This is a genomic window from Nitrincola iocasae (assembly GCF_008727795.1).
GTDB lineage: Bacteria > Pseudomonadota > Gammaproteobacteria > Pseudomonadales > Balneatricaceae > Nitrincola > Nitrincola iocasae.
Genome location: NZ_CP044222.1, coordinates 3670821 through 3695974 on the forward strand (window position 1 = coordinate 3670821; position 25154 = coordinate 3695974).

The 25154-nt window shown below is 50.6% G+C and carries 21 protein-coding genes; 10 read left to right on the top strand and 11 right to left on the bottom strand.

Annotated features, from left to right (window positions below):
• Nucleotides 1-9: 9 nt before the first annotated feature.
• On the top strand, nucleotides 10-1290 hold the full coding sequence (locus F5I99_RS16915) for a lytic murein transglycosylase (RefSeq protein ID WP_151058055.1): 1281 nt from the start codon (nucleotides 10-12) through the stop codon (nucleotides 1288-1290).
• A 56-nt stretch (nucleotides 1291-1346) separates the two neighbouring features.
• Here the strand turns inward: F5I99_RS16915 and F5I99_RS16920 are convergent, their stop codons facing one another.
• Nucleotides 1347-1949 (bottom strand): IMPACT family protein, encoded by a 603-nt coding sequence (locus tag F5I99_RS16920; RefSeq protein ID WP_151058057.1) that lies wholly within the window; start codon nucleotides 1947-1949, stop codon nucleotides 1347-1349.
• Nucleotides 1950-1965: 16 nt separating this feature from the next.
• Entirely contained in the window at nucleotides 1966-2955 is a 990-nt protein-coding gene (locus F5I99_RS16925; protein ID WP_151058059.1) for a serine/threonine protein kinase, read from the bottom strand.
• A gap of 241 nt (nucleotides 2956-3196) precedes the next feature.
• On the opposite strand from F5I99_RS16925, the gene F5I99_RS16930 reads away from it, so the two are divergent.
• Nucleotides 3197-4411: a phosphoribosyltransferase family protein gene (locus F5I99_RS16930; protein WP_151058061.1), complete on the top strand. Its 1215-nt coding sequence runs from the start codon at nucleotides 3197-3199 to the stop codon at nucleotides 4409-4411.
• Nucleotides 4412-4424: 13 nt separating this feature from the next.
• On the opposite strand, the gene gpt is transcribed toward F5I99_RS16930, so the two are convergent.
• Nucleotides 4425-4934 carry a xanthine phosphoribosyltransferase gene (gene gpt / locus F5I99_RS16935; RefSeq protein WP_151058063.1) on the bottom strand — a complete coding sequence of 170 codons (510 nt, stop codon included), beginning with the start codon at nucleotides 4932-4934 and terminating at the stop codon, nucleotides 4425-4427.
• Between the two features lie 263 nt (nucleotides 4935-5197).
• Between gpt and F5I99_RS16940 the strand changes: the two genes are divergently transcribed.
• The 8 genes from F5I99_RS16940 (at nucleotide 5198) to F5I99_RS16975 (ending at nucleotide 14822) form a co-directional block, all read left to right on the top strand.
• Nucleotides 5198-6490: an NCS2 family permease gene (locus F5I99_RS16940; RefSeq protein ID WP_151058065.1), complete on the top strand. Its 1293-nt coding sequence runs from the start codon at nucleotides 5198-5200 to the stop codon at nucleotides 6488-6490.
• Between the two features lie 322 nt (nucleotides 6491-6812).
• Nucleotides 6813-8282 carry a xanthine dehydrogenase small subunit gene (xdhA, locus tag F5I99_RS16945; protein WP_151058067.1) on the top strand — a complete coding sequence of 490 codons (1470 nt, stop codon included), beginning with the start codon at nucleotides 6813-6815 and terminating at the stop codon, nucleotides 8280-8282.
• Nucleotides 8266-10611, top strand: a complete 2346-nt coding sequence (xdhB, locus tag F5I99_RS16950) for a xanthine dehydrogenase molybdopterin binding subunit (protein ID WP_151058069.1) — start codon at nucleotides 8266-8268, stop codon at nucleotides 10609-10611. Before xdhA ends, xdhB begins: the two co-directional genes overlap by 17 nt.
• A complete protein-coding gene (xdhC, locus tag F5I99_RS16955; protein WP_151058072.1) occupies nucleotides 10611-11468 on the top strand; it encodes a xanthine dehydrogenase accessory protein XdhC in 858 nt (285 codons plus the stop codon). The genes xdhB and xdhC overlap by 1 nt, the downstream gene beginning before the upstream one ends.
• A complete protein-coding gene (uraD, locus tag F5I99_RS16960) occupies nucleotides 11455-11961 on the top strand; it encodes a 2-oxo-4-hydroxy-4-carboxy-5-ureidoimidazoline decarboxylase (protein ID WP_151058074.1) in 507 nt (168 codons plus the stop codon). Before xdhC ends, uraD begins: the two co-directional genes overlap by 14 nt.
• 20 nt (nucleotides 11962-11981) lie before the next feature.
• On the top strand, nucleotides 11982-12323 hold the full coding sequence (gene uraH / locus F5I99_RS16965; RefSeq protein ID WP_151058076.1) for a hydroxyisourate hydrolase: 342 nt from the start codon (nucleotides 11982-11984) through the stop codon (nucleotides 12321-12323).
• A 3-nt stretch (nucleotides 12324-12326) separates the two neighbouring features.
• Nucleotides 12327-13628 (top strand): guanine deaminase, encoded by a 1302-nt coding sequence (guaD, locus tag F5I99_RS16970; RefSeq protein WP_151058078.1) that lies wholly within the window; start codon nucleotides 12327-12329, stop codon nucleotides 13626-13628.
• A gap of 3 nt (nucleotides 13629-13631) precedes the next feature.
• Nucleotides 13632-14822, top strand: coding sequence for a urate hydroxylase PuuD (locus tag F5I99_RS16975; protein WP_151058080.1), 1191 nt, complete (start codon nucleotides 13632-13634; stop codon nucleotides 14820-14822).
• A gap of 23 nt (nucleotides 14823-14845) precedes the next feature.
• Here F5I99_RS16975 and F5I99_RS16980 read toward each other — a convergent pair whose 3' ends face one another.
• The 8 genes from F5I99_RS16980 to F5I99_RS17015 form a co-directional block, all read right to left on the bottom strand.
• On the bottom strand, nucleotides 14846-15493 hold the full coding sequence (locus F5I99_RS16980) for a TetR/AcrR family transcriptional regulator (protein ID WP_151058082.1): 648 nt from the start codon (nucleotides 15491-15493) through the stop codon (nucleotides 14846-14848).
• A 104-nt stretch (nucleotides 15494-15597) separates the two neighbouring features.
• Entirely contained in the window at nucleotides 15598-16962 is a 1365-nt protein-coding gene (locus tag F5I99_RS16985; protein ID WP_151058084.1) for an 8-oxoguanine deaminase, read from the bottom strand.
• A complete protein-coding gene (locus tag F5I99_RS16990) occupies nucleotides 16959-18344 on the bottom strand; it encodes a uracil-xanthine permease family protein (protein ID WP_151058086.1) in 1386 nt (461 codons plus the stop codon). Before F5I99_RS16990 ends, F5I99_RS16985 begins: the two co-directional genes overlap by 4 nt.
• Nucleotides 18345-18713: 369 nt before the next feature.
• Nucleotides 18714-19496: an ABC transporter permease gene (locus F5I99_RS16995; RefSeq protein WP_151058088.1), complete on the bottom strand. Its 783-nt coding sequence runs from the start codon at nucleotides 19494-19496 to the stop codon at nucleotides 18714-18716.
• A 14-nt stretch (nucleotides 19497-19510) separates the two neighbouring features.
• On the bottom strand, nucleotides 19511-20290 hold the full coding sequence (locus tag F5I99_RS17000; protein WP_151058090.1) for an ABC transporter ATP-binding protein: 780 nt from the start codon (nucleotides 20288-20290) through the stop codon (nucleotides 19511-19513).
• Nucleotides 20291-20351: 61 nt separating this feature from the next.
• Nucleotides 20352-21401 (bottom strand): ABC transporter substrate-binding protein, encoded by a 1050-nt coding sequence (locus F5I99_RS17005; protein ID WP_151058092.1) that lies wholly within the window; start codon nucleotides 21399-21401, stop codon nucleotides 20352-20354.
• A gap of 236 nt (nucleotides 21402-21637) precedes the next feature.
• A complete protein-coding gene (locus tag F5I99_RS17010) occupies nucleotides 21638-22936 on the bottom strand; it encodes a diguanylate cyclase (RefSeq protein WP_191905882.1) in 1299 nt (432 codons plus the stop codon).
• A complete protein-coding gene (locus F5I99_RS17015) occupies nucleotides 22929-25016 on the bottom strand; it encodes an ATP-binding protein (RefSeq protein WP_151058096.1) in 2088 nt (695 codons plus the stop codon). The genes F5I99_RS17010 and F5I99_RS17015 overlap by 8 nt, the downstream gene beginning before the upstream one ends.
• Nucleotides 25017-25154: the final 138 nt, after the last annotated feature.

Genomic DNA, 25154 nt, shown 5'->3' on the forward strand with positions numbered 1-25154 from the left:
GAATTTAGAATGACACGTTATACAAGTACACTGCGTCATTGCCGTTCACTGTTGGTGGGTGTTAGTTTGTTACTGCCCCTTACCCTGCTCTCGGCCTGCGCTTCGACGCAATCAGAGTCTTCACCGATTATGGCATCTAACACCAGCCAGGGAATCCCACAGGCGGTAGAACAAATCAACCAGCGGGAAAGCTTTGACGCCTGGCTCGAGGCATTCCGTCGTGATGCAGCGACTCAAGGGATTAGTCCCCGGGCACTCTCGGCACTGGATAATGTGCGCTATCTGGAACGCGTGATCGAGCTCGACCGTTACCAGCCTGAATTTGTTCGTCCCATTTGGGAATACCTGGATAGTGCCGTATCCCCCACCCGGGTCAGCAACGGTCGAGAGAAGTTGGCCGAGCATGGTCAAACGGCGATGCAAATGCAGCAACGTTATGGTGTGCCTGCTGAAATTATCGTCGCTATCTGGGGTATTGAAAGTAATTATGGCGGCAACTTCGGCAGTTTTTCAGCACTCAGTTCGTTTGCAACCCTAGCCTACGACGGTCGGCGTAGTGACTTTGCCCGCGGAGAGTTGCTGGCCGCGCTGCGTATCATCGACAGTGGTGATATTGCTGCAGACGAGATGATTGGCTCCTGGGCAGGTGCCATGGGCCACACTCAGTTTATTCCTTCCAGTTTTGAAACCTATGCCCAGGATGGTGATGGTGATGGTCGTCGAGATATCTGGGGCAGTATTGCCGATGTGATGGCGTCGACGGCTAATTATCTGGCTCGATCCGGTTGGCAGACTGGACAGCCTTGGGGAGTAGAGGTCAAGTTACCATCAGGCTTTGACTATGCCCAAACCGAGCGTCTTAGCAGCGCCGAATGGGCCACTCAAGGGGTACAGGCTTTGAACGGCCCACTGCCGACCTTCGACAGTGCCGCCGTGATCGTCCCGGCAGGTGCTCAGGGGCCAGCGTTTATGGTCGGAGCCAATTTCCGCACTATCCTGCGCTATAACAACGCCACCAGTTATGCCTTGGCCGTAGCCACCTTGAGTGATGCGATTGCCGGGCGTGCAGGCATTCAACAACCCTGGCCGCGTGATCAGCTACCCTTAACCCGTGCCGATGTGCGTGAGCTTCAGCAAAGGCTGAATGCACTGGGTTATAGCGTCGGCGAGCCCGATGGGATTTTGGGGCCGAATACACGTAAGGGTTTGGGAGTCTTCCAACAGGACCAAGGGTTAGTGGCTGACGGCTTTGCTAACCAGGCGGTGTTGGAGTTGATCAGGCAGCGTTAATGGCTGCATTCGCAGTCAGCAAGTAATGGCGGGAGTCATGTATAGATGGGTACTAATTAGAAGGTTTGTTCAGCCGAATCTTGGATCAACTCACCCCGTAACTGGCTGTTGGTCATCTCCAGAAACTGCTCAAGACACTCTGTTTCTCCAGTGACTTGAGCGGTGACTCTCTGTGCATACTGAACATCCAGATTTACACCATATTGATCTGCTAAATGCCTGACAAGCGATTCATGTTCATACTGAAAATGGATAACCGCTGTGGATTGAGGACGTACCTCAATCAACTCGGCAGTATTTAACGGATCACTGATCGCCTGACTGTAAGCTCTTACCAGGCCACCAGCGCCCAGCTTAATGCCACCAAAATAGCGCACTACGGTTGCCAGCACATTATCCAGGCCTTTGTGCTGCAACACATTAAGCATGGGGCGCGCAGCCGTGCCGGATGGCTCACCATCATCGGACTGACGCACTTGTCCGTTTACCAGCATGGCGTAGCAAACATGCCGCGCTTCCGGATGCTGCTGCCAAAGGGCCGCCACTTTAGCGAGGCCTTCTTCCTGGCTGTATATACTTTCGATGCGTCCGATAAAGCGTGATTTCTTAATTTCAAAATCACTTTCTACCGGATGTTCAAGGGTTTTACTGAATGACATCGTCCCATCATCCTGGTTACAGCACGCGCAACACCGGCTCTTGCAGGGCAGAAAGCTGTTCGCGCAGTTGTAGTATGTGTTCGCCCCAGTAACGTTCGGTGTTGAACCAGGGAAAGCTCAGTGGAAACGCCGGATCCTGCCAGCGACGCGCCAGCCAGGCACTGTAATGTAGCATACGCAGGGTTCGCAAAGGCTCGACCAGATGCAGTTCGCGCGGATCAAAATCGGCAAATTCCTGATAGCCAGATAATACCTCAGCTAGTTGCAACTCACGCAAATGACGCTCGTTTTCGCTCAGCAACATCCACAAGTCCTGCATCGCCGGTGCCATGCGTGCATCATCGAAATCGACAAAATGAGCCACATCATCACGCCACAACAGGTTGCCACCATGGCAGTCGCCGTGAACACGGATATAGCTCAGATCATCGAACAGGGTAAAGGCAGTTTCGATTCTCAGCATCAGATCACGGGTCAGCGACAGGTAAGCTTCACGCAGAGAGGCTGGCATAAAATCCCGAGCGATCAGCTCGATACTGTTATAGCCAAATGAAGCCAGATCCAGTACCGGACGCTCAATAAAAGGACGCGCCGCACCAACACGATGCATGCGCCCCAAGGTATGCCCTAACTGATACAAATGGTCCGGGTTATCCAGATCCGGTGCGCGTCCGCCACGGCGAGGAAAGAGTGCCAGTCGAAAGTCCTGATAGTGCAGCAGACTTTCACCCTGACTATTTTTCAGCGGCGTTACCACTGAAAGCTCCTGCTCTTCCAACTCATAGCAAAACTGATGCTCTTCCAGAATCTGTGTATCCGACCAACGCCCTGGACGGTAAAATTTGGCAATCAGTGGTATTTCTTCTTCAATGCCCACCTGATACACGCGATTTTCATAACTGTTCAGTGCCAGGATGCGTCCATCCGTGAGAAAGCCCTGCGCGTCGATGGCATCCAGAATAAAATCCGGGGTCAGGGTTTCGAATGGATGAGGGGATAAGCTCACTGAAAACTCCGCATTAAGTCTAATAAACGCTCAGAGTAGCCTAAAGCCAGCGTAACTGACAGCGAGCAATATGCTCCAGTAGGGTATTTACGGAGGCATACTCAAGACTTCTGACGAGTTTGGCATAAGCGTTGAAGAGAAAACTATTGCATTATGTGATAAAAAACTCACTAATCTGTTACGAAATGCTAGCGCACCTATTAAAATCTACAATCACTCACCCCTTGGTTAAGGATCATCCATGAATTTGCCGACCACACAGTCAACGCAAGTCATCGTTGTAAGCAATTCTTCAGATAATCCCTTTGCTATTGATGTCGCTTATGCCATGAATCAACGCGAAGACATTGCCGACCTGATCAGCATGAAGCAATTCATGAATACTGAGTTTTGCCCTCGATTTATTTCTGACGAAGCGGATTTTGATCATATCGGTCGTACCCTCAAGGGGAAGAGTGTCATCATTGTCAGTACCGGGAGCCATATAAAAAGCCGGCAGGAATTGGCCATGGCAAATTTAATTATCGCGAGGGCTGCGAAAGAAAATGGTGCGAAGCGGGTGATTTTGGTTGAGCCGGACTTGTTCTACAGTGCTCAGGACCGTGGCCCCTATCAGGATTCAGGTCAAACCCATCTTGAACGAGATATCCATGACATAAAGAAATTCGACGGCCAACCCTTTACGGCCAAACTTTACGCCCAGGTGCTGAAGCTTTCTGGTGTAGATACCGTCATGACCGTTCATAACCATTCCGAGTCAGTGCAAAAAATCTTTTCCGATGTGTTTGAAGGTGATTTTCATAACTTAATCCCTTATCAGATCTATGCACATTATCTGTTAAATTCAAACATACTGACCTACGGCGATGACGGTGAAGGGCTGGTGCTTTGCGCGCCGGATAAAGGTGCGCGTGAATTCGTAAAAGAAATGTATAAATCCCTGGGCTTAAGCAAAGCAAAATTTATCATGCTCGACAAAGAGCGTACCGCTGAGCGAAAGGTGGAAATCACCTTGCATAAAGAAAGCGAACACACCTTCGACGGCTTAGAGGGTTCCAGTATCATATTATTTGATGACATGGTGCGGACGGGATCTACAGTGGTGAAATCCTGCCAATTTCTACAGCAAATAAAGCCGCAACGCATGGTATTTGCTGTCACTCATTTTTATGCCAGTGACGAAGGGCGGGAACGTATGGCCCACCCAACTATTGATGAAATTTTAACGCTGAATACATTACCAACAATTTTGAACCGTGATGAACAAGGGCGGTTACGTAAAAAAATGGTGGTTTTAAAAGTAGAAAAGTGGTTAGCGCAAGAGCTACTTACGCTTCTCAACTTACCCCAAGTTCAACAACAGGAAGCTAACCCCTATAAAATTGATATGTCATCTAAAAACCCTCGTTTTAAGCGCAAAATCTCGTTCAGTGAAGAGCTCTCTGAGTTGAAGTAAAGGGCTATGCCCCTTACCCAAGCATTTTAGGGCGCTCTGCCAAAGGCGTAGAGAAGGTATGCTCCATATCCCAGGGAAACCGTATCCAGGTATCCTGGCTAACCTCAGTAATAAACGTATCCACCAGCGGCTTTCCGGCTGGCTTGGCATAAAGGGTGGCAAAGTGTGCTTTCGGCAACATCTCGCGAACATGACGCGCCGTTTTGCCAGTATCCACCAGGTCATCAATCAGAATCATTCCTTCACCATCACCAGCAACGCCCTTGAGCACCGTGAGATCACCCTGGGCGGCGGCGGTACCGTAAGTGTCACTTTTCTGATAGCTCACTACACAGATGGTATCAATCATGCGGATATCCATCTCACGTGCCAATATTGCTGCGGGGACCAGGCCACCACGGGTAATCGCAATAATGCCGTTCCATTGGCCCTTATCCAAGAGTCGCCAGGCTAGTGCGCGGGCATTACGGTGCAGCTCTTCCCAGCCGACAGGAAAGTCCATCCGGTAGTGGTGTTCAGTCATGGTGCATTCTCCGAGTCGCAATTGTGACGACTTAGGTTAGAGGGATTGATCGATTTTGACAAAGACGATCAACAAATCAATTATTTATTATTTTATATTATACTTACAGCGCAGAAACCATTAAGTTGACCAATTGATCAATTTTTTGGCACAAGACTTGCCACCAAGTCTCGTGATAGTACCGTGACACTCTATTCAGACGTCAGCAACAGTTAACGTCTCTGAAATGAATTATGCTGGCTAAACATGAAAAGGTAACCCTTATGCTTGAACGTCTTTTCCAACTTGAAGCCCACAATACCTCGGTTCGAAACGAGATAATCGGTGGCATAACCACTTTCCTGACCATGGCGTATATTATATTCGTCAACCCGGCGATGCTGGCGCAAGCCGGTATGGATCAGGGAGCCGTCTTTGTCGCCACCTGCCTTGCAGCCGCCATAGGTTGTTTAATTATGGGGCTTTATGCGAACTACCCGATCGCACTTGCACCAGGAATGGGCTTAAATGCCTTCTTCACCTACGGCGTTGTTCTCGGCATGGGGTATTCCTGGGAAGTCGCACTGGGGGCCATCTTCCTTTCGGGTGTGATATTCGTTTTTATCAGCATCTTCAAGATTCGCGAGTGGATCATTAACTCCATTCCAGCCTCATTGAAACTCGGTATTGCAGCCGGCATCGGTTTGTTCCTGGCGATCATCGCCCTGAAAAATGCCGGTATTGTAGTTGAGCATCCGGCCACGCTGGTTACGCTCGGTGATCTGTCTACACCACCAGCCATCTATGGCCTTCTCGGCTTTTTTGTGATTGCAGCGCTGGCTTATCTGAGGGTAACCGGTGCAGTCATGATCGGTATTTTGAGCATCACGGTGCTTGCCATCATTTTAGGACACAATGAATTTGGCGGACTTGTCTCCATGCCGCCGTCCATTGCACCAACTTTCTTAGCCATGGATATTGCCGGTGCTTTTGAAGTAGGCATGATCAGTGTGATTTTTGCTTTCCTGTTTGTCGATCTGTTTGATACAGCCGGTACACTCATCGGTGTCGGCGAGCGCGGCAAATTACTGGATGAAGACGGCAAACTACCCCGGATCAAAAAAGCCCTGCTGGCCGACTCTACAGCAACCGTTGTCGGCGCTTCACTGGGTACATCATCAACCACCAGCTACATCGAAAGCGCCGCCGGTGTTGCTGCGGGTGGGCGCACCGGCCTGACGGCCGTAGTGGTTGCGATACTGTTTCTGGTGAGTTTGTTTTTTGCACCTTTAGCTGGCTCCATTCCCGCTTACGCCACAGCGGGTGCACTGTTGTACGTGGCTGTATTGATGACAGGCAGTCTATCCAAAGTCGACTGGGACGACGTGTCTGAAGCCGCCCCGGTACTGATTGCAGCCCTGACCATGCCACTGACCTTCTCCATTGCCCATGGTATAGCGCTGGCATTTATCAGCTACGCCGCCATCAAGCTCTTCTCTGGACAGGGTAAGCAGGTCAGCATTAGCGTCTATGCGCTGGCAGTCTTCTTTGTGGTTAAATTTATATTCTTTCCTTGAGTCCCGCGGGCTGCAGTCTGGCAACGACTGACTGCAGCCCTGATGCTTCGCACTTTTTCTTAATCCACCTGAAACACCTAACGCTAGTATCCCCTACTGACTCGGTTTGTAGATTAACCTTGGATATTCCATAGCTGAAATAGCAAACTTGGCAAGCTTCCTGCATTTCTTGACTGTACAGTCAGGTTTTATTTGATCTATAGTTGATTAAAGCACTTGGACTTTTTCCTCGGTCGGGAAAGACTATTAGCATTTGATTCACACAAATCCATTGTTAGTCAGTTACTTAAGGCCAGAAAACACGCATTTAGGAAGCATTGATATGCAATTTATGCTGAATCAAACACACATCCAACTGGATGAGTGTGCACCAGATACCACCCTGTTGGAGTATCTTCGCACCCATCTGGTGCAACGCGGCACCAAAGAAGGCTGCGCATCGGGTGATTGTGGCGCCTGTACGGTGGTATTGGCTGAATCAGGCGGAGACGGTTTGCGCTACCGCGCTATCAACAGTTGCATTACCTATCTGGGAGCTGTCGATGGCTGTCAGGTGATTACGGTTGAAGGGTTAAGTCATCAGTCTGGGCAGTTGCACCCGGTGCAACAGGCGATGGTGGATCAACATGCCTCACAGTGTGGCTTTTGTACGCCGGGATTTGTGATGTCGCTGTTCGCCCTCACACATCAGCCGCAAGAGCCACACGACACCACACCTACCGAGCGGATTCATCAGGCGCTCGGCGGCAACCTGTGCCGTTGCACCGGCTATCGACCTATCATCGATGCCGCCAAAAGCTTATTGTCGGTCCCGCTGCCAGATGCTTTCAATGAACGGGAAGACCATGTACACCGCCAACTCAATGATTGGACTGCAATCAACGAGGACGGCTGCATAACACTCAAGGCGGGTGAAAGCCGTGTCTTTGCCAGTCCTCGTAGCAGTGAGGCGCTATTGAATTGTTTAGCACACTATCCGCAAGCGCGACTGGTTGCGGGAGGCACCGATCTGGCACTGGAAAGCACACAGCAATTGCATAGTCTGCCCCAATTAATTTACACCGGCCGCGTGGCTGAAATGCGCCAGATCAGTGAACGGGAAGATGCATTGGTGATTGGTGCCGCCGTTACCTACAGCGAAGCCGAGCCGATACTGACACATGCCTTTCCGGCGTTAGCTGGCCTGCTGCATCGTCTGGGCTCTCTGCAGGTACGTAATCAGGGCACGCTGGGAGGCAATATTGCCAATGCCTCTCCGATCGGTGATATGCCACCGGTACTGCTGGCGCTGGATGCCCAATTACGTATCCGCGATGCCGAGGGTGTCATCGACATGCCGATCCGTGAATTTTTCACTGGTTATCGACAAACCCGCTTACCACCTGGAGGCTTTATTGAAGCGCTGATCCTACCTCGCCTTCAGCCTGACAGTTTTTTGCGTATCTACAAATTATCGAAACGTCTGGATGATGATATCTCCGCAGTGTGCCTGGCCATGCATCTGCAACTGGATCAGGACCGTATTGTCAGCGCCCGACTGGGTTTGGGTGGTATGGCAGCCACACCGGCACGTGCGTATCAGGCAGAAGCCGCCTTGATTGGCCAGCCTTTCACCCCCGAAGGGATACGCGCGGCGCAAAGGGCGTTAGCTGCTGACTTTACCCCGCTCACTGATGTGCGCGCCAGTGCCGAATACCGGTTACGTAGCGCCAGCAATTTATTGCTGCGGGCCGTCCTGGAATATCAGGGTCATTCATCTTTGGAGGTAAGTTATCATGCGCACACTGGCTGAAACCCCTCCAACAACACTGACTGAACAATCATTCGGCGGTGTAGGTACCACGGTACCCCATGACAGTGCCCGACAACATGTAATGGGAACGGCACGCTATGTGGATGATATCGCTGAACCCCAGGGCACACTTTACGCAGCGGTTATCGGCAGTCGGATCGCCAAGGGGCGTATCCGTTCACTCGACCTGAAAGCGGTTGCTGCAGCCCCCGGAGTAGTTGCTCTGCTGACACTGGATGATGTACCCGGTCATACCGATATTGGCCCGGTATTCCCCGGCGATCCCATTTTGACTCAGAGTGACATACGTTATGCTGGCCAGCCTATCGCACTGGTGGCTGCCATTAGTGAAAAAGCCGCCCGTCAGGCCGCACTGCTGGCTCAGATTGACTACGACGCCCAGACACCACAACTGGATGCTGAAACCGCGCTGGCTAACCAGCAGCTATTAAGGCCCAGCCACCGTATGCAACTGGGGGATTGTGCAACCGCCTTGCAGCAGGCCCCTATTCAACTGAGCGCCAAGATGCAGGTTGGAGGGCAAGAACATCTATACCTGGAAGGCCAGGTCAGCCTGGCGGTACCGGGTGAAGATGGCGACATGCTCATTTACACCTCCAGCCAACACCCCAGTGAGGTACAAAAACTGGTGGCAGAGGTATTAAACCAACCTCTGCACAAGGTCACTGTGGATATGCGCCGCATGGGCGGTGGCTTTGGTGGCAAGGAAACCCAAGCGGCGCCTTGGGCCTGTCTCGCCGCACTGATGGCGGCTAAAACCGGACAGGCCGTCAAGCTGCGTCTGCCGCGCAAAGACGATATGGTCATGACCGGTAAGCGTCATCCGTTTGTGAACCGATACCATATCGGCTGTGACGAGCAGGGTCGACTGCTGGCAGCCGATATAGAAGTGATCGGAAACGGGGGGCACTCTCCCGATCTGACTGACGCCATCGTCGATCGTGCCATGTTTCATGCCGATAACGCCTACTTCCTGCCCAATGCCGATATTCGTGGCCACCGGGTCGCCACCGATACTGTCTCGCATACAGCATTTCGCGGTTTCGGTGGCCCGCAAGGCATGCTGATTATTGAACGTGCCATGGATGATATTGCCCGGCACCTGGGTTGTGACCCACTGGATATCCGCAAGCGCAATCTCTACGCTGAGAAAAGGGATCTGACCCCTTATCATCAGCAGGTGGAGTTTGCCACGCTGCAGCGGTTGGTGACGGAACTGGAACAAAGCAGTGATTACTGGGCGCGGCGCAAAGCGATTACCCAGTGGAATAACGGCAGCGCGATTCTCAAGCGTGGACTGGCACTGACGCCGGTGAAGTTTGGCATCTCCTTTACCCTGCAGCACCTGAATCAGGCGGGGGCTTTGCTACACATTTACACCGATGGCAGTATCCAGCTTAACCACGGTGGCACAGAAATGGGTCAGGGGCTACACACCAAGGTAGCCCAGGTGGTGGCCAGTACGCTGGGGGTGGATCTGCAGCAGATACGCATTACTGCTACACGCACGGACAAAGTCCCCAACACCTCACCCACCGCCGCCTCCAGTGGTTCTGATCTGAATGGCAAAGCCGCCGAACAGGCCGCTCTGACACTCAAGCAGCGACTGAGTGACTTTCTTGCCGAACAACAGGCTGTACCACTGTCGCAGATACGTTTTTCTGACAATCAGGTCTGGTGGGATGATCATCAGTCAGTGACTTTTGCTGAGCTGGTGCAACAGGCCTATCTGGCCAGAATCTCACTCTCGGCTACCGGCTATTACCGTACCCCGAAAATCTGGTATGACCGGGAAAAAGCCCAAGGCCGTCCTTTCTTTTATTTCGCCACAGGTGCCGCCGTATCCGAAGTTATTATCGACAGCCTGACCGGCGAGTATCGGCTACTTCAGACTGACATTCTTCATGATGTCGGCAAGAGCCTGAACCCGGCTATCGATATTGGCCAGATTGAAGGTGGATTTATTCAGGGTATGGGCTGGTTGACCACCGAGGAGCTGGTCTGGAATGCAGAGGGGCAGTTACTGAGTAATTCACCTGCTACCTATAAAATTCCGGCGATCAGTGACACCCCGCCAATATTTAATGTCAGGCTGTTTGAGCAAGCCAATGCTGAAGCCACGATTTATCACTCCAAAGCGGTCGGTGAGCCACCACTTATGCTGGCAATCTCTGTCTGGTCAGCGCTGCGCGATGCCATTAGCAGTCTCAGTGATTACCGCATCAGTCCGGATCTGGATACCCCCGCCACACCGGAGCGGGTACTGGCTGCCATTGAGGCATTAAAAAAACAACAGGAGGCTAGCTGATGATCCGTTGGAGCGATGCCCTGGCTGAATGTCAGCGCACTGGTCAATCCCATGTACTGGTCAGTGTCATCAGTACCGAAGGGTCCGTACCGCGCAACCCCGGCAGCAAAATGCTGGTGACTGAAGACACTTTGATAGACACCCTGGGCGGAGGCAATCTGGAGTGGCATGCCCTGGAATACGCGCGCCAACTCTTGTCTGAGGGAAAAAACGTTCAACGCCTGCAGAAATTTCCACTGGCGGCGGCGCTGGGACAGTGTTGCGGCGGCCATGCCACGCTGCTGTTTGAGTGCTTTTGTCACGTCAGCCACTCGCTGTGGCTATTTGGTGCCGGTCATGTCGGACATGCCCTGAGCAAGATATTGCAAGACCTGCCGCTCAGGCTTAACTGGGTTGATAATCGTCCAGCGCAATTTCCAGTCGATTTAGCGGCTGATATTATCCAGCACCACCCAGAAGCGCCCACCGATGTGTTTAATCAGATGAGGCCCAACGACTCTCTGCTGATCATGACCCACTCGCATGATCTGGATTACCGCCTGTGTGAAGCGGCCTTAACACAACAGCATCAAGGGTTTATCGGTTTAATTGGCTCAGATACCAAAGCCGCTCGCTTTCGTCATCGCCTCAGGCATGCCGGGTTTAGCACCGATGAAGTTAACCGTATCGAGTGCCCGGTCGGGGTGACTGGCATAGGGGGAAAGCGCCCCATGGAAGTCGCGGTGTCCATTGCCGCACGTGTCATTCAGCACTACCGCAGCCAATTACCCGATGAGAGCATCCATCAAGGTCTATCAAGAACAGAGCAGGCCGAACTGAACAGGCAATTACAAGAGACCCACCATGACACTGAATGAACTCAATCAACTCGATCCGCAGGCGGCGGCTACCTGCTTCCGTCAATGCTGCGTCAGTGAGGCCTGGGTGCAGGGCATGCTTCAGGCGCGGCCTTTCAGCAGTGAAGCATCATTGTTTGCTGAGGCCTCGCGCATCTGGGCGGGACTCGAAAGAAATGATTATCTACAAGCCTTTGAAGGCCACCCGAAAATTGGCGACGTCAGCTCTCTGCGAGCAAAATATGCCGACACCAAAGCGCTGGCTGCAGGCGAACAATCCTCTGTGGACAGTGCCAATGAAGCGACGATCAACGCACTGGCTGAAGGTAATCAGCAGTATGAAGCCCGCTTTGGCTATATTTTTATTGTCTGTGCTACAGGCAAGTCAGCTGAGGAAATGCTGGCACTACTGACAGAGCGATTACACAACGATACGGAAACAGAAATTCACCTGGCGGCTGCAGAGCAAAACAAAATCACTCAGATCCGCTTACAAAAATTACTTCAAAATTGATCTAGACAAGCAGGACAAGTATGAGCCAAATAACAACCCATGTACTGGATACAGCCAAAGGCCACCCCGCCGCAGGCATTCCCATCAGCCTTTTTCATCTGGACAAGGGCAACTGGATTGAAATCAGCCAGGGAGTCACTAACCAGGACGGTAGAATTGCCGACCTGCTGGCGGATGGCATCACTTTAGCCGCAGGCCGTTACCGTATGCGCTTTATGCTGGAGGGCTATTTCAGCTCACAGGATCAGCCCACCTTTTATCCCCAGGTCGATATAGAGTGTAACCTGAGTGGTGCTGGCGATCATTACCACATTCCCCTGTTGATCAGCCCGTTTGGCTATACCACCTATCGAGGTTCCTGAGACATGACCCTGCATGCCTTTCGTGGATCTGCTCTGCACTATCTGGAAGATCCTCTTACCCATGCCGAACACGCCAGTGAGTTTATCGAAGATGCACTACTGCTGGTCGAGGATGGCAAAATCAAGGCGCTCGCGCCTTATGCTGAACTGCGCCACAAGCTGGAGCCTTCAGTCAAACTGGTGGACTACTCGGGCAAACTCCTCATGCCCGGTTTTATTGATCTGCATACTCATTATCCGCAAACGGAAATCATTGCATCCTATGGCAAACAACTGCTGGACTGGCTGAACAACTATACCTTTCCAACTGAAGCCAAATTTTCTGATGCCAGCTATGCAAAGTCCATCGCCGAGCTGTTTATTGATGAACTGCTGCGCAATGGAACAACCACCGCTATGGTCTTCGCGACCGTGCACAAGGCATCAGCCGATGCTTTTTTTGAAGCCGCCGCCGCTCAGAACCTGCGAATGATCGCAGGCAAGGTGTTGATGGACCGTAATGCGCCTGCTGATTTATGCGACACGGCAGAATCAGGCTATGTCGAGTCAGCTGAATTGATTGAAAAGTGGCATGGCAAGCAGCGCTTATCCTATGCCGTGACACCCCGTTTTGCCCCCACCAGTACGCCGGAACAGCTTCATAGTGCAGGCCAGTTACTGCAAACCTACCCTGACGTTTATCTGCAAAGCCACCTGGCTGAAAACCATGATGAACTGGCCTGGGTTGCCCGGCTATTCCCCAAGGCGCGTGATTATCTGGATGCTTATGAACAAGCGGGCCTACTGGGATCTCGCTGTGTTTATGCGCATGGTATCCACCTGAGTGAATCCGCCTGTGAGCGCCTGGCCGAGTCGGCTACCGTACTGGCGCACTGCCCCACATCCAACCTGTTTCTGGGTTCCGGCTTATTTGATATGCAACGCATCAGTGATGCGGGCATCCGCTATGCCCTGGGGACAGATGTCGGCGGTGGTACCAGTTTTTCCATGTTCCGCACCCTCGCTGAGGCCTACAAGATTCAACAGCTGCAACAGCACTCTTTACACCCGCACCAGTCTTTGTATCTGGCCACTTTGGGTGGTGCCCGTGCCTTATCCCTGGATCATTTGATTGGCAACTTTCTGCCTGGAAAAGAAGCGGATTTTATTGTTGTGGATCCCCAGGCAACACCTCTGCTCAGTTTCAGAACCGCTCAGTGCGACAGCCTGACCGAAATGCTGTTTGCCTTAACTACCCTCGGTGATGACCGATTAATTTATGCCACCTATATTCTTGGCAATCTTGCTTACCTTCAGGAGCGTTAATTCATGGATCCCTATTTATATGACTGGTTAAATTTAGTCGTACGACTACTGCACGTCGTTACTGCGATTGCCTGGATAGGCGCGTCCTTTTACTTTATCTGGCTGGATAACTCACTGGAAGAACCACCACAATGGAAAAAGGACAAGGGTATTAAAGGGGACTTATGGTCAATCCATGGCGGTGGCATTTACGAAGTCGCCAAATACCAGCTCAGCCCGGAAAAAATGCCCAAGCACCTGCACTGGTTCAAATGGGAAGCCTATTCCACCTGGATTACCGGTATGCTAATGCTAACGCTGATTTACTATGTTGGCGCCTCCAGTTACATGATTGATCCTTCCAAAGCTGATCTGGCTCCCTGGCAGGCCATCGGTTTGGGGCTGGGAAGCATCGTCATAGGGTTTCTGGTGTATGAACTTTTGTGTCGCACCCCGCTGGTGGATAAAGAGCTGCTATTGGGTGTTATTTTACTGGGTGTGATTGCGTTCCTCGCTTGGTTTTTAGGTCAGTTTATTGGTGACCGGGCGGCCTATATCCATATCGGTGCATTGATTGGCACCTGTATGGCCGCCAATGTATTCACCACCATCATCCCATCACAAAAGGCACTGTTGGGTGCTATTGAAAAAGGCGAATCACCAGACCCTCTTTACGGCCTAAATGCCAAGCGTCGATCCACCCATAATAACTACGCCACCATCCCGGTGCTGTTTATTATGCTCAGTAATCACTCGCCAATGACCTATGGTCATGAACATAGCTGGGCTATTCTGACAGCCCTGATAGTGATCGGTGCCTGGGCCCGGCATTTCTTTAACCTGCGACACAAAGGCATCGTCAAACCCTCTATCCTGATCACCGCTGTGCTGGCCTTTATTGTGCTGATATTAATCGCACGTCCACAGCCCATCCAGCAACTGGAGGCAGGTGAACAGCCGCTCTCAGATAACCAAGCCTTTGCGATTGTGATGGAGCGCTGCGCAACCTGCCATAGCCGCAGCCCTACAGACGACATCTTCGCCGTAGCGCCAGCAGGCGTCTACCTGGAAAGTGAAGCTGACATTATGCGTCTATTGGATAGAATAGAAGCCAGAAGTATTCTGACACACGATATGCCTTTCTTGAATAAAACTGAGATGACACTGAAAGAAAGAGCCTTATTGGCAGACTGGATAAAACGTACAAAAAGCTGAATACAAATAGGCATTGTGGCGTTTTATTTTAAAGCGCCACAGCCTTTCATAATAACATGAATCAAGGTTTCTGCAGCCGCCGCATAATCCTGCTCATCAGGTTCTTTTTTATTTAAAGCTGCAGCTATTTGCACAGAGAAATCGGAGTAATGCTGCGTAGTCGACCAAATCATAAACAATAAATGCTCGGGTGTTATTGCATCTATTTTGCCCTGTTCTATCCATTTTCTGAACACAGCAACACGACCTGCAAACCACAGATGATAATTATCACTAAAATAGGCTTTCATATTATTTGCGCCACTGATTATTTCAGCTGCAAATATTCTTGAGGCCAAACTATACTCCCGGGCAAAGGCAATTTTTTGACGAATATACTCAGGCAAAACCTCAGAGGGATCGTCATCCTCAGTAAAATCACTCAGGCTTGCATCCCAGATATCAATAATATTACTCAAAACCGCAATATAAAGACCCATTTTATTTTTAAAATAGTAATGGATATTCGCCTTCGGCAAGCCCGCCCGTTGCGCAATGGCGCTCATACTGGCACCGGCAAAGCCCCGTTCAGCGAACTCCACCTCAGCGGCACGGATAATCAGTGTTTCATTTTGCTTGCGGATTCTACCCACAGGTTTATCATGCTGATGGGATTCAATATTGAATAGCAAAAGGCTGCTCTCCGGAAGGACTCGTGTGTCTTCTATAGGGCCAGCAGTATAATACACCTGTCGCTAATATTGAACTTCGGTTCCGGGTGGATAAAACAGCGGCTTTACAATTGTCTGCTTACCAAACGTTCGGCCTGCTGCTGATGCGCTCTACGCAGTTGCTCTTCATCCTTATGTACCAACCGGCCCGCTTCAACCAGCCATTTGCCTGCCACCATCACTCGATCAGCCCGATGAGCACCACACAACAGCAGGGCTGCTAGCGGATCGTGACTACCGGAAAATCTCAGCTCATCCAGGCGGAACAATGCCAGATCAGCCTGCATACCCACCTCCAGCACGCCCAAATCCTGACGCCCGAGCAAACTTGCTGACCCCTGAGTAACCCAGCGCAAAGCATCCAAATGAGACACCGCTTCGGCACCATATTTAAGGCGCTGCAGATACATTGCCTGTCGAGCTTCAGTGATCAGATTGGAGCTATCATTCGATGCCGAACCATCCACACCGAGACCTACCGGTGCCCCGGCTTGCTCCAGATCCAGCACCGGACAGATACCGGACGCCAGCATCATATTTGAGGAAGGGCAATGACAAATACCGGTTCCGGCTGCGCCTAAACGCTGAATCTCGTCCTGATTGAAATGGATACCGTGAGCTAACCAGGTCTGTGCAGATAGCCATCCGACATGCTCAAGGTAATCCACCGTACGCATCCCAAAGCGCTTAAGGCAAAAGGCCTCTTCATCCAGTGTTTCGGCCAGGTGCGTGTGTAAGCGAACAGTATACTCTGTAGCCAATTTAGCTGACTCACTCATCAACTCGCTGGTTACCGAAAATGGGGAGCAAGGCGCAAGCGCAACCTGTCTCTTCGAGCCCACTGCAGGGTCATGAAAGCGTTTGATCAATCGCAGACTATCATCCAGAATTTGGCTTTCCTGTTGCACCACGCTTTGTGGTGGCAAACCTCCGTCTGCGGCGCCAAGACTCATGGAGCCACGCGTCAGCGTCACCCGCATACCAGTACTTTCGGCGGCATCCATCTGTATATCGATGGCCTGGGTTAATTGGTCAGGAAATACATAGTGATGATCAGCCGCGGCGGTACACCCGGATAACAGCAGTTCAGATAACGCCAGCTCCGTGGCACTGAACAGCATGTTTTCATCCAGCCCGGCCCAGATCGGATAAAGCGTCTGCAACCAGGGAAACAAGGGTTTATTCAATGCCGCAGGCAGTGCACGTGTCAGTGTCTGATAAAAGTGGTGATGGGTGTTAATCAAGCCAGGTAACACCACGTGCTGACTGGCATCAAACACTTCATCACAGGGAGTGCTTGGCACCGCCCCCTTAGCCAAGACCTCCCGGATCACTCCCTGATCCGTATTGATCACCAGCCCACCAGCACTGTCTGCAGCCGTGTTGGTATGCGTTGCCAGTGGCTGTTTAATCCATATACGCCTGGTCATTCAGCTACTCTGCCTTGCAAGGATGACTGCTCCAGTTCCAACTGCTCTTCAGCAGCGGGGGTTTCTTCCGGCAAAATCAAACTCAAAATTATGGCTGTCAAACCACCCGAAGTAACGGCTGATCCGAAAATGTTGCGTACCAGATCAGGCATCTCGGCCAACAAGTCCGGCGTCATGGAAACACCCAGACCTATCCCGAATGAGGCTGCCATAATCAATAGATTACGGCGATCCAGGGTTTCGTTTGCCAGGATTTTTACACCAGCCGCCGCCACGGTACCAAACATTACCAGGGTTGCTCCACCCAACACCGGCTTGGGAATCTGCTGTAGTACGGCACCAATGATGGGGAAAAGCCCTAGAATCATCAGAATCACGGCAACATAGTAACCAATATAACGACTGGCAACGCCGGTCAACTGGATCACACCATTATTCTGACTGAAGGTTGTATTGGGAAAAGTATGAAACACTGAAGCAATCATTGAGTTGATGCCATCAGCCAACACCCCACCACGAATACGTTTTATATATTCATCGCCCTTAATCGGCTGCTTGGAGATAATGCAGTTGGCGGTAATATCGCCACTGGTCTCAATAGCAGTTACCAGATAGATTAATGCCACGGGGAAGAAAGCACTGAAATCAAATGCAAAACCGTACTGAAACGGTATAGGGATAGTCAACAGACTTACACTGGACAGGTGATCAAAGCTGATCTGTCCCATGACGGCGGCAATCACATACCCGGCCACCAGCCCCAGCACAATGGAAGACAATCTCACCCAGGGATTGGCTGAGCGGTTCAGCAGAATAATGGTAATGAGAACAAAACCACCCAGTGACAGATTTGCAACGCTACCGAAGTCCGGAGCGTTAACACCTCCGGCAAGATCCGTCATACCCACACGTATCAGACTGATACCGATAATGGTAATGACAATACCGGTAACCAGGGGTGTCAGTATGCGTTTGAGCTTGTGCAATATCTGACTAATGAAGATTTCAATAAATGCACCAAAAAAACACACGCCGGTAATCAGTGCCAGAATCTCTTCTGGCCCACCACCCTTACCCTTGGCGATAAACCCAGCGGCTAGTATGGCACTCAAAAACGCAAAACTGGTGCCCTGAACACAAATCATCCCGGCACCTATCCCCCAGGCACGCCGTGCCTGGATAAAGGTACCAACGCCCGAGACAAATAATGCCATGCTGATCAGGTAAGGCAGGTACTCACCCAGACCCAACACCCCGCCTATGATTAATGTGGGTGTGATAATACCAACAAAGCTGGCAAGCACATGCTGTATGGCCGCAAAAGTTGACGCTTTAAACCCAGGCCTTGAGTCAAGCGGATAAAGTAGATCATTTTTCATCATCAGTATCCTATAGGTTGAAAGTGCCACTGAGCATTAAGTGTTCAGGCATCTGTATCCGTGACAGGTATGCTCACCAAAAAGCTGACTGCACAGTCAGGTTTTAAAAGCAGAAATCATGCCAAACTATAAATAGTTTCAACAAATAAAATAAAAACCTTAATCTTCGAAGTGCGAAAGTGAGCGAAAAAAAACATAACCAATTGAAAAATAATATAATATATTAAATACCATTGATTATTACACAGAAGTAAAGAGATACACTGTTATACAGAAGAGCACGCCTCCTTTAGCACCATAATGGGGATAATTTACGTTAAGTGCGTGCAAATAAGGCACCGGGCTGATTGAATTAACCCAGTGCCCAGTCAGTTATATGGCCGCACTATTACTGCCACGATTAGCCCAACGGGTAAAACGCTTTTCCATCCAGGCAAAGATTTCGTACATCACTACACCCATGACACCGATCACGATCAGTCCGGCAAACACCAACGCCATATCCATGGATGAACTGGCCGCCATCATCAAATAACCGATACCCATATTGGATGCGACTGTTTCAGAGATAACCGAACCGACAAATGCCAGGGTAATGGCTACCTTCAATGACGCAAAAAAATATGGCAACGCTCTTGGTAGGCCCACCTTACGCAGAATATCGAGTTTAGATGCTCCCAAAGAACGCATCACATCCTCAAGCTCCGGCTCCAGTGTTGCCAAGCCTGTAGCCACATTCACCAGTATCGGAAAAAAGGAGATCAGAAAGGCTGTCAGTATAGCCGGGACCGTGCCAATACCAAACCAAACGACTAATACAGGCACAAAGGCCACTTTTGGAATGCTGTTAAACCCGACTAACAGTGGATAGAGCGCTTTATAAACAATCGGATAAGTTCCCACAGCAACGCCCATAACCACCCCGACCAAAACGGCAATAGCAAACCCCACCAGTGTCGTGAAAAAGGTCTGCCAGGCATGCATCATGATCGGTTCCCAGCGAGCCACGCCCGCATCCCATACAGCCGTAGGTGCTGGAAACAGGTACTCAGGTACATTAAAGCCTACACAGATAATTTCCCACAGCAACAGCAGGACCAGTATCAGCATCCAGCTGGCATTCCTGATCATAAACTTGCGACGATTAAATGCCATACAGGCCTCCATTATCAGGTCTTACGTATTGAGCCTATATGATCACGCAACACATGTACCTGAGAAGCAAAGTTCTCGGTATAGGTATCTTCTAAAGAGCGAGGGCGCGGCAGATCAACTTCACGTCTGGCCAGAATCTGACCGGGCCCTTTACTCATGACATAGACGGTATCCGCTAAAAATACCGCTTCACGCAGATCATGTGTCACCAGAACGACGGTAAAGGGCTGCTCTTGCCAAAGCGACTGCAGCATGCACCAGAGCTCTTCCCGGGTAAAAGCATCCAGTGCGCCAAAAGGCTCATCAAGCATCAGCAGTTCCGGCTTGTGAATCAACGCACGGCAGATGGAGGCACGCTGCTGCATACCACCCGAAAGCTCCCAGGGATATTTATCTTCCCAGCCCTTCAAGCCGACCCGCTCCAAAAGTGCGCGCGCCATCTCTTCAAAGGTCTTACGTTGGCGGCGTAACTGTGAACGGTAGGGCTGCACAATTTCCAGTGGCAACATAACGTTCTGCAGGGTTGTCCGCCAAGGCAAAAGATTAGATGCCTGAAACGCCATACCAATACACTTTTGCGGCCCGTCAACCTGACGCCCATTCAGATAGACATATCCGGACGTCGGCTCAGAGAGTCCTGAAACCAGTTTCATCAGAGTTGATTTACCGCAACCCGAAGGCCCAACAACCGCAATAAACTCATTCTTTTTTACTGATAATGAAACATCCTGGATGGCCAGCGGTCCACCCTCATCATAGGCCAGACTAACCTTTTCACAGGTTACAAACTCCATAGAGCATCCTCAAGAAACCACGACAGGACTTGCCCAACCTCAGGCCAGGCAAGCTAGTTAATCAGCGGGGAATTGAACGACTACTGCGCTCTGGAAGTAGCGAAGCATTAAATAACTCAGCCGCATCTGGCGTGGATTCCAGTCCAAACGAGCTCACAGCTTCGGCAATGGATTGCTCCAGACGATCAAAAGTGACCGCTCCCAGACCTTCAGCCAGGGTTTCTTCGGTAATCACCTGTGCATCAAGGGCCAGCTTCAGACGGCGTAACTCAAGTGCTTCGTCGACCAGTCCATCCCGGCTGGAAACATACTTTACCGCCGCCTCCGGATCCTGAATCGTTTCAATCAGTGCCTTATTGAAGGCTCGGGTGAACCCGGCGACAGCTTCCGGGTTGTCAGCCAGCAATGCCTCACTGGCAATAATCGCGTTGCCGTAAAGCGAAACACCAAACTCGGAATAGGGCATTACGGTAATCTGATCCAGAGCCACACCTCGGGCTTCAAGATTCAACAAACTGGTAAAATAGAATCCGGTTATGCCATCCACTTGTCGACGTGCCAGCAGCGTCTCACGTATCGCCGGATCTACACTCTGCCAAGAGACTGCATCAACAGCCAAGCCATTGTGTGCAGCAAATGCAGGCCAAGCCTTGCGACCCGCATCAAAGACCGGCGCCGCCAGGGTTTTACCGGCCAGATCAGCGGGTGTATCTATACCGGATTCTTTCAGGGTAAATACCGCTGCCGGTGTATGGTTATAAAGCATATACACCGCTTGAATGCCAGAATCCGGGTTATCCGCGCTGTATTCTACCAAGGCATTAAAGTCTGCCAGAGCCATATCATAGGCCCCAGTAGCCACGCGCGTGACAGCACCAGATGAACCATTACCTGAATCGATGGTGACACTGAGACCTTCTTCAGCGAAATAACCCTTATCCAGCGCCATCAGAAAAGGTGCCGAAGGACCTTCGAAGCGCCAATCCAGAGTAAAGTTGATGGGTGTAGACGCGTGTGTATTAGTCGCCATCAAAGGCTGCAGACTCAGGCAAGCCGCCACCGCGCAAAAGGTTGCAAACTTTTTCAGCGTGAAAGGTTTACCAGCACTCATTAGAATCACCTTTTAATCTGAAGTGACCAGATATCTGGTCACTTAGGTCAATTTAGTAGTTAACAGGTGGTCAGCAGCAATGCGGCTCTCACATGCAATACTAAAAACTGACCAGTTAGTCAGAATATAGCAATCCTTATGCCAGCTTTTTAGGTGCTAACGACCTATCAATGACCATTTTACTGCACCGAAATAAAGCATAACAGATAGTGACTACCTCAAAAGGTGCGCCCGGCTCACGGACTGTAAAGACAGACACCCTGTTTACCCAGCTGCTTTGCCTGGTACATAGCTTCATCAGCAGCCTTGACCAGATAATGGGCTTCATGCGCATCTTCAGGGCAACGAGAGATGCCAATACTGGCACTGATATGGACTGTTCCCTGGGGCAGGCTAATCGGTAACTGCAATGCTTGTTGGATTTTCTCAGCGATGCCAACCGCTTTGGCTTCATCATCGCAATAACCTGCAATCACCGCAAATTCATCGCCGGACAAACGTGCGACTGTATCAGACTGACGTACCGCGGTCTGAATTCTTTTGGCGACCTCTACTAGCACCTGATCGCCTGCGGCATGGCCCAAGGTGTCATTAACCGGTTTGAAGGCATCCAGATCTATATACATCAATGCAAAAGGGGTTTTATACCGTTCAGCCGCTGTTAGCGCCTGATTCAGGCGATCGTAGAAGAGCGTTCTGTTCGGTAAGCCGGTCAAACCATCATGGGTAGCCTGATAAGCCAACGCTTCCTGGGCTTTTTTACGCGCAGTAATATCTTCAAACACCATGACATAACCGGTGGTATAGCCATCGGAGGTATACACAGCATGCGCTCGCATGGCCAATATGCGATCTATGTAACCAGACATACGACAACAGAGTTCATCGGCACAAGCACCCTCGTCTTGCAACTCTTGCAACAGCACATCCCAACTACGCACAGCTTGGAACTCACAGGGGAGACTGTGGGGTGTTTGCCCTACTGGCATGGACGCTTGCATACCGGTCAGACGTAGAAAAGCCGGGTTATACTGGCGGATCAAAAACTGCCGATCGAGCATCATGATGCCAGTATCGGTAATATTGAACACTGCTTCAGACAACCTGGCTGTCTGGTCACGTTCATGGCGGACAATCGCGTAACGCAGTGCTTTTCTCAATGCCTGGCCATCGGTGCCTTTAATCAGATAGTCTTGTGCACCTGACCTCAGCGCTGCCTGTATCCAACGAGTATCATCCGTACCGGTCAGAACAACAATAGGGATGTCCATGCTTTTCTCACGTAAACGCATGAGTGTCACCAGGCCTTCACTATCCGGCAGATTTAGATCCAGCAGAATCACATCTGGAAGGTTCTGCCCCTGCTCCAGTGAAACGATTGCCTCGGAGAGACTACCAACAACATCCAATGAAAAAGCATCAACATTTTTTTCCTGCAAATACAGACGTATCAGTGCGACATCGCCAGGCTCATCTTCTACCATCAGGACATTATGACCCGAACTTGGCCGTGGTATAGATTCAGTTTTACGCAATGTGTGACTCCTCTGCAGGTGTCCAGGGCAAGCTAAACCGGATACAGGTACCTTTTCCAAGACCTTCCGAGCTCGCATGTATTTCACCACCATGACGCTGCACTATTTTTCGACAAACCGATAGGCCAATTCCTTCACCCACAAAACTTGATCGAGGGTTCAAACGCCGAAACACCTTAAAGATACAGCCCACCTGCTCAGGCTCGATACCTATCCCCTGATCACAGATCGTCGCTTCCCAAACACGCTCTAGACAGCGTCCCTTTATCGCAATAACAGGCGGCTGCCCTTGTGCATGGAACTTGATCGCATTGGCGATCAGATTCTGAAACAACCTGACTCCTTCATTGCGACTCATCCAGATACTCGGCCAATCGCCCTCTACACTGATAGAGGCGTCGTGTTTACGTACTTCGGGCCCCAGATAGACCAGAGCCTCATCCAGTAAAGTTCTCAATGCGCACCAGTGGGCAGGCTCCCCTCCTCGCCCAACACGAGAATATTCCAGCAATGACTGCAGCATGTCATCTAGACGCTGACCTCCTTCTGTCACATAGCCCAGGTATTCACGAATCTCGTCCGAGCAATCGACGCCCAGTTTTTTATCAATAATTTGAGAAAAGCTGGTAATCATTCGAAGCGGTTGACGTAAATCGTGCGAGGCAATGTAAGCAAATTGTTCCAGCTCTTCGTTGGAGGTTTGTAAAGCATCGGCCTGACGACGAATCGCTTCTTCATGCTGCTTTTGTGCAGTAATATCATGTACTGAACCTATTAGACGTGCTGGTTGACCTGCGTCATCGAGTTCCACTCGGGCACGTTCATGTACCCAACGCACACTGCCATCAGGCCTGATGATACGGTGCTGAATATCATGCACACCCAATTTTTCTGCCGCCTTTGTACTAGCCATAACCGCATCGCGATCTTCAGGGTGAACGGCGGCACTAAAGGACTCAACACTGGGTTCAAATATTTGCGGATTCTGCCCAAATATTTCAAAAATAATATCTGACCACCAGAGTGAACCGGTCTGAAGGTCGGCTTCCCAGTACCCAAGATGCGCCAACTGCTGTACTTCCTCCAAGCGCAGATGGTGAAGTCTGTCCTGTTCAACCACATACTGATCAAGACGTCGCTGGCGCTGCACCATCCAGCCGCAGAATAATAAACTCAATAGCACCAGTAGTGCCGTGGCAATAAACTTATAGGTCTCACTGCGTTGAAAACGTGCAATATCAACCAGTGTTGGGTCCAGATCTTCGGTTACAACTACCAGCAAAGACCAATCGTTCAAGCGTTGATATGCCGTCTGACGCCATTTACCATCGATAGGGGCGGCTCCTCTATAGGAGTAATTATCAGGAGGGTTACCTTGCCACTGCATTACCGGTGCAACCATCAAACCAGGCTGCAAATCAATCAAGGGCATACGATAGATCAGCCCACCCTCCAAAGTTAACAACGCTGTCGTCAATCCGGGCTGCTGGGTAATACGCCCTAACCCTTCAGCTAATTGATAGACATCAATTGCGGCAACAATAACCCCCTCAAACTCGCCTTGAGGACTAAACACCGGACGACTTAAGGCAATAAATAAGGCACTAGGCTCCAAACGGGACATAGTGGGTGCCGAAAGATAGACTTGATCGATCTGTTGCTGCTGATGAATGCGAAAATAATCACGATCTGCAACCGAGAGGGAGGACTGTTCAAAGGTCCAGACTTGCATCTGGCCGTGCTTATCAAGCAGAAAAAAATCCAATAGCTCTGGTGTTTCCAACTGCTTAGACAACATGTATGTCCGCAGATCTACTTCAGCCTGATTATTACTTTGCAGCAGACGCCGAAAAGTCAGTAGACTGCGATCAATTTCCTGCAAACGGGCATTGACCAATTCGCGTTGCGTCAAGGATATCGCTTTCACCGACTGCTCGGCCCGATCCAGTTGACGTAACTCATAAGATTCAGAGGCCGAGTGATGGAACAAATATAACGACAGGAGTATCAACACCCCCAATAACAACAGCATCAGATTGACAGCGGTCGATTTTGGCAAAACTTGTGGGGTTTTGGGCATGCGCACAGAAACTTCTGAGTGGCTTGATGTGGGTTTAATAATACGCGTTAAGCGAAATGACCACAAACGCTGCTGATTAAACTTTCCGCTATGTTATGCTGTCTGTGTATATGAATTTATCTGCATTTAAACTAAGGA

What these genes read in the sequence shown, in the direction of transcription:
- F5I99_RS16915 (WP_151058055.1), top strand. Translation starts at nt 10, where the DNA reads ATGACACGTTATACAAGTACACTGCGTCATTGCCGTTCACTGTTGGTG.
- F5I99_RS16920 (WP_151058057.1), bottom strand. Translation starts at nt 1,949, where the DNA reads ATGTCATTCAGTAAAACCCTTGAACATCCGGTAGAAAGTGATTTTGAA.
- F5I99_RS16930 (WP_151058061.1), top strand. Translation starts at nt 3,197, where the DNA reads ATGAATTTGCCGACCACACAGTCAACGCAAGTCATCGTTGTAAGCAAT.
- gpt (WP_151058063.1), bottom strand. Translation starts at nt 4,934, where the DNA reads ATGACTGAACACCACTACCGGATGGACTTTCCTGTCGGCTGGGAAGAG.
- F5I99_RS16940 (WP_151058065.1), top strand. Translation starts at nt 5,198, where the DNA reads ATGCTTGAACGTCTTTTCCAACTTGAAGCCCACAATACCTCGGTTCGA.
- xdhA (WP_151058067.1), top strand. Translation starts at nt 6,813, where the DNA reads ATGCAATTTATGCTGAATCAAACACACATCCAACTGGATGAGTGTGCA.
- xdhB (WP_151058069.1), top strand. Translation starts at nt 8,266, where the DNA reads ATGCGCACACTGGCTGAAACCCCTCCAACAACACTGACTGAACAATCA.
- xdhC (WP_151058072.1), top strand. Translation starts at nt 10,611, where the DNA reads ATGATCCGTTGGAGCGATGCCCTGGCTGAATGTCAGCGCACTGGTCAA.
- uraD (WP_151058074.1), top strand. Translation starts at nt 11,455, where the DNA reads ATGACACTGAATGAACTCAATCAACTCGATCCGCAGGCGGCGGCTACC.
- uraH (WP_151058076.1), top strand. Translation starts at nt 11,982, where the DNA reads ATGAGCCAAATAACAACCCATGTACTGGATACAGCCAAAGGCCACCCC.
- guaD (WP_151058078.1), top strand. Translation starts at nt 12,327, where the DNA reads ATGACCCTGCATGCCTTTCGTGGATCTGCTCTGCACTATCTGGAAGAT.
- F5I99_RS16975 (WP_151058080.1), top strand. Translation starts at nt 13,632, where the DNA reads ATGGATCCCTATTTATATGACTGGTTAAATTTAGTCGTACGACTACTG.
- F5I99_RS16985 (WP_151058084.1), bottom strand. Translation starts at nt 16,962, where the DNA reads ATGACCAGGCGTATATGGATTAAACAGCCACTGGCAACGCATACCAAC.
- F5I99_RS16990 (WP_151058086.1), bottom strand. Translation starts at nt 18,344, where the DNA reads ATGATGAAAAATGATCTACTTTATCCGCTTGACTCAAGGCCTGGGTTT.
- F5I99_RS16995 (WP_151058088.1), bottom strand. Translation starts at nt 19,496, where the DNA reads ATGGCATTTAATCGTCGCAAGTTTATGATCAGGAATGCCAGCTGGATG.
- F5I99_RS17000 (WP_151058090.1), bottom strand. Translation starts at nt 20,290, where the DNA reads ATGGAGTTTGTAACCTGTGAAAAGGTTAGTCTGGCCTATGATGAGGGT.
- F5I99_RS17005 (WP_151058092.1), bottom strand. Translation starts at nt 21,401, where the DNA reads ATGAGTGCTGGTAAACCTTTCACGCTGAAAAAGTTTGCAACCTTTTGC.
- F5I99_RS17015 (WP_151058096.1), bottom strand. Translation starts at nt 25,016, where the DNA reads ATGCCCAAAACCCCACAAGTTTTGCCAAAATCGACCGCTGTCAATCTG.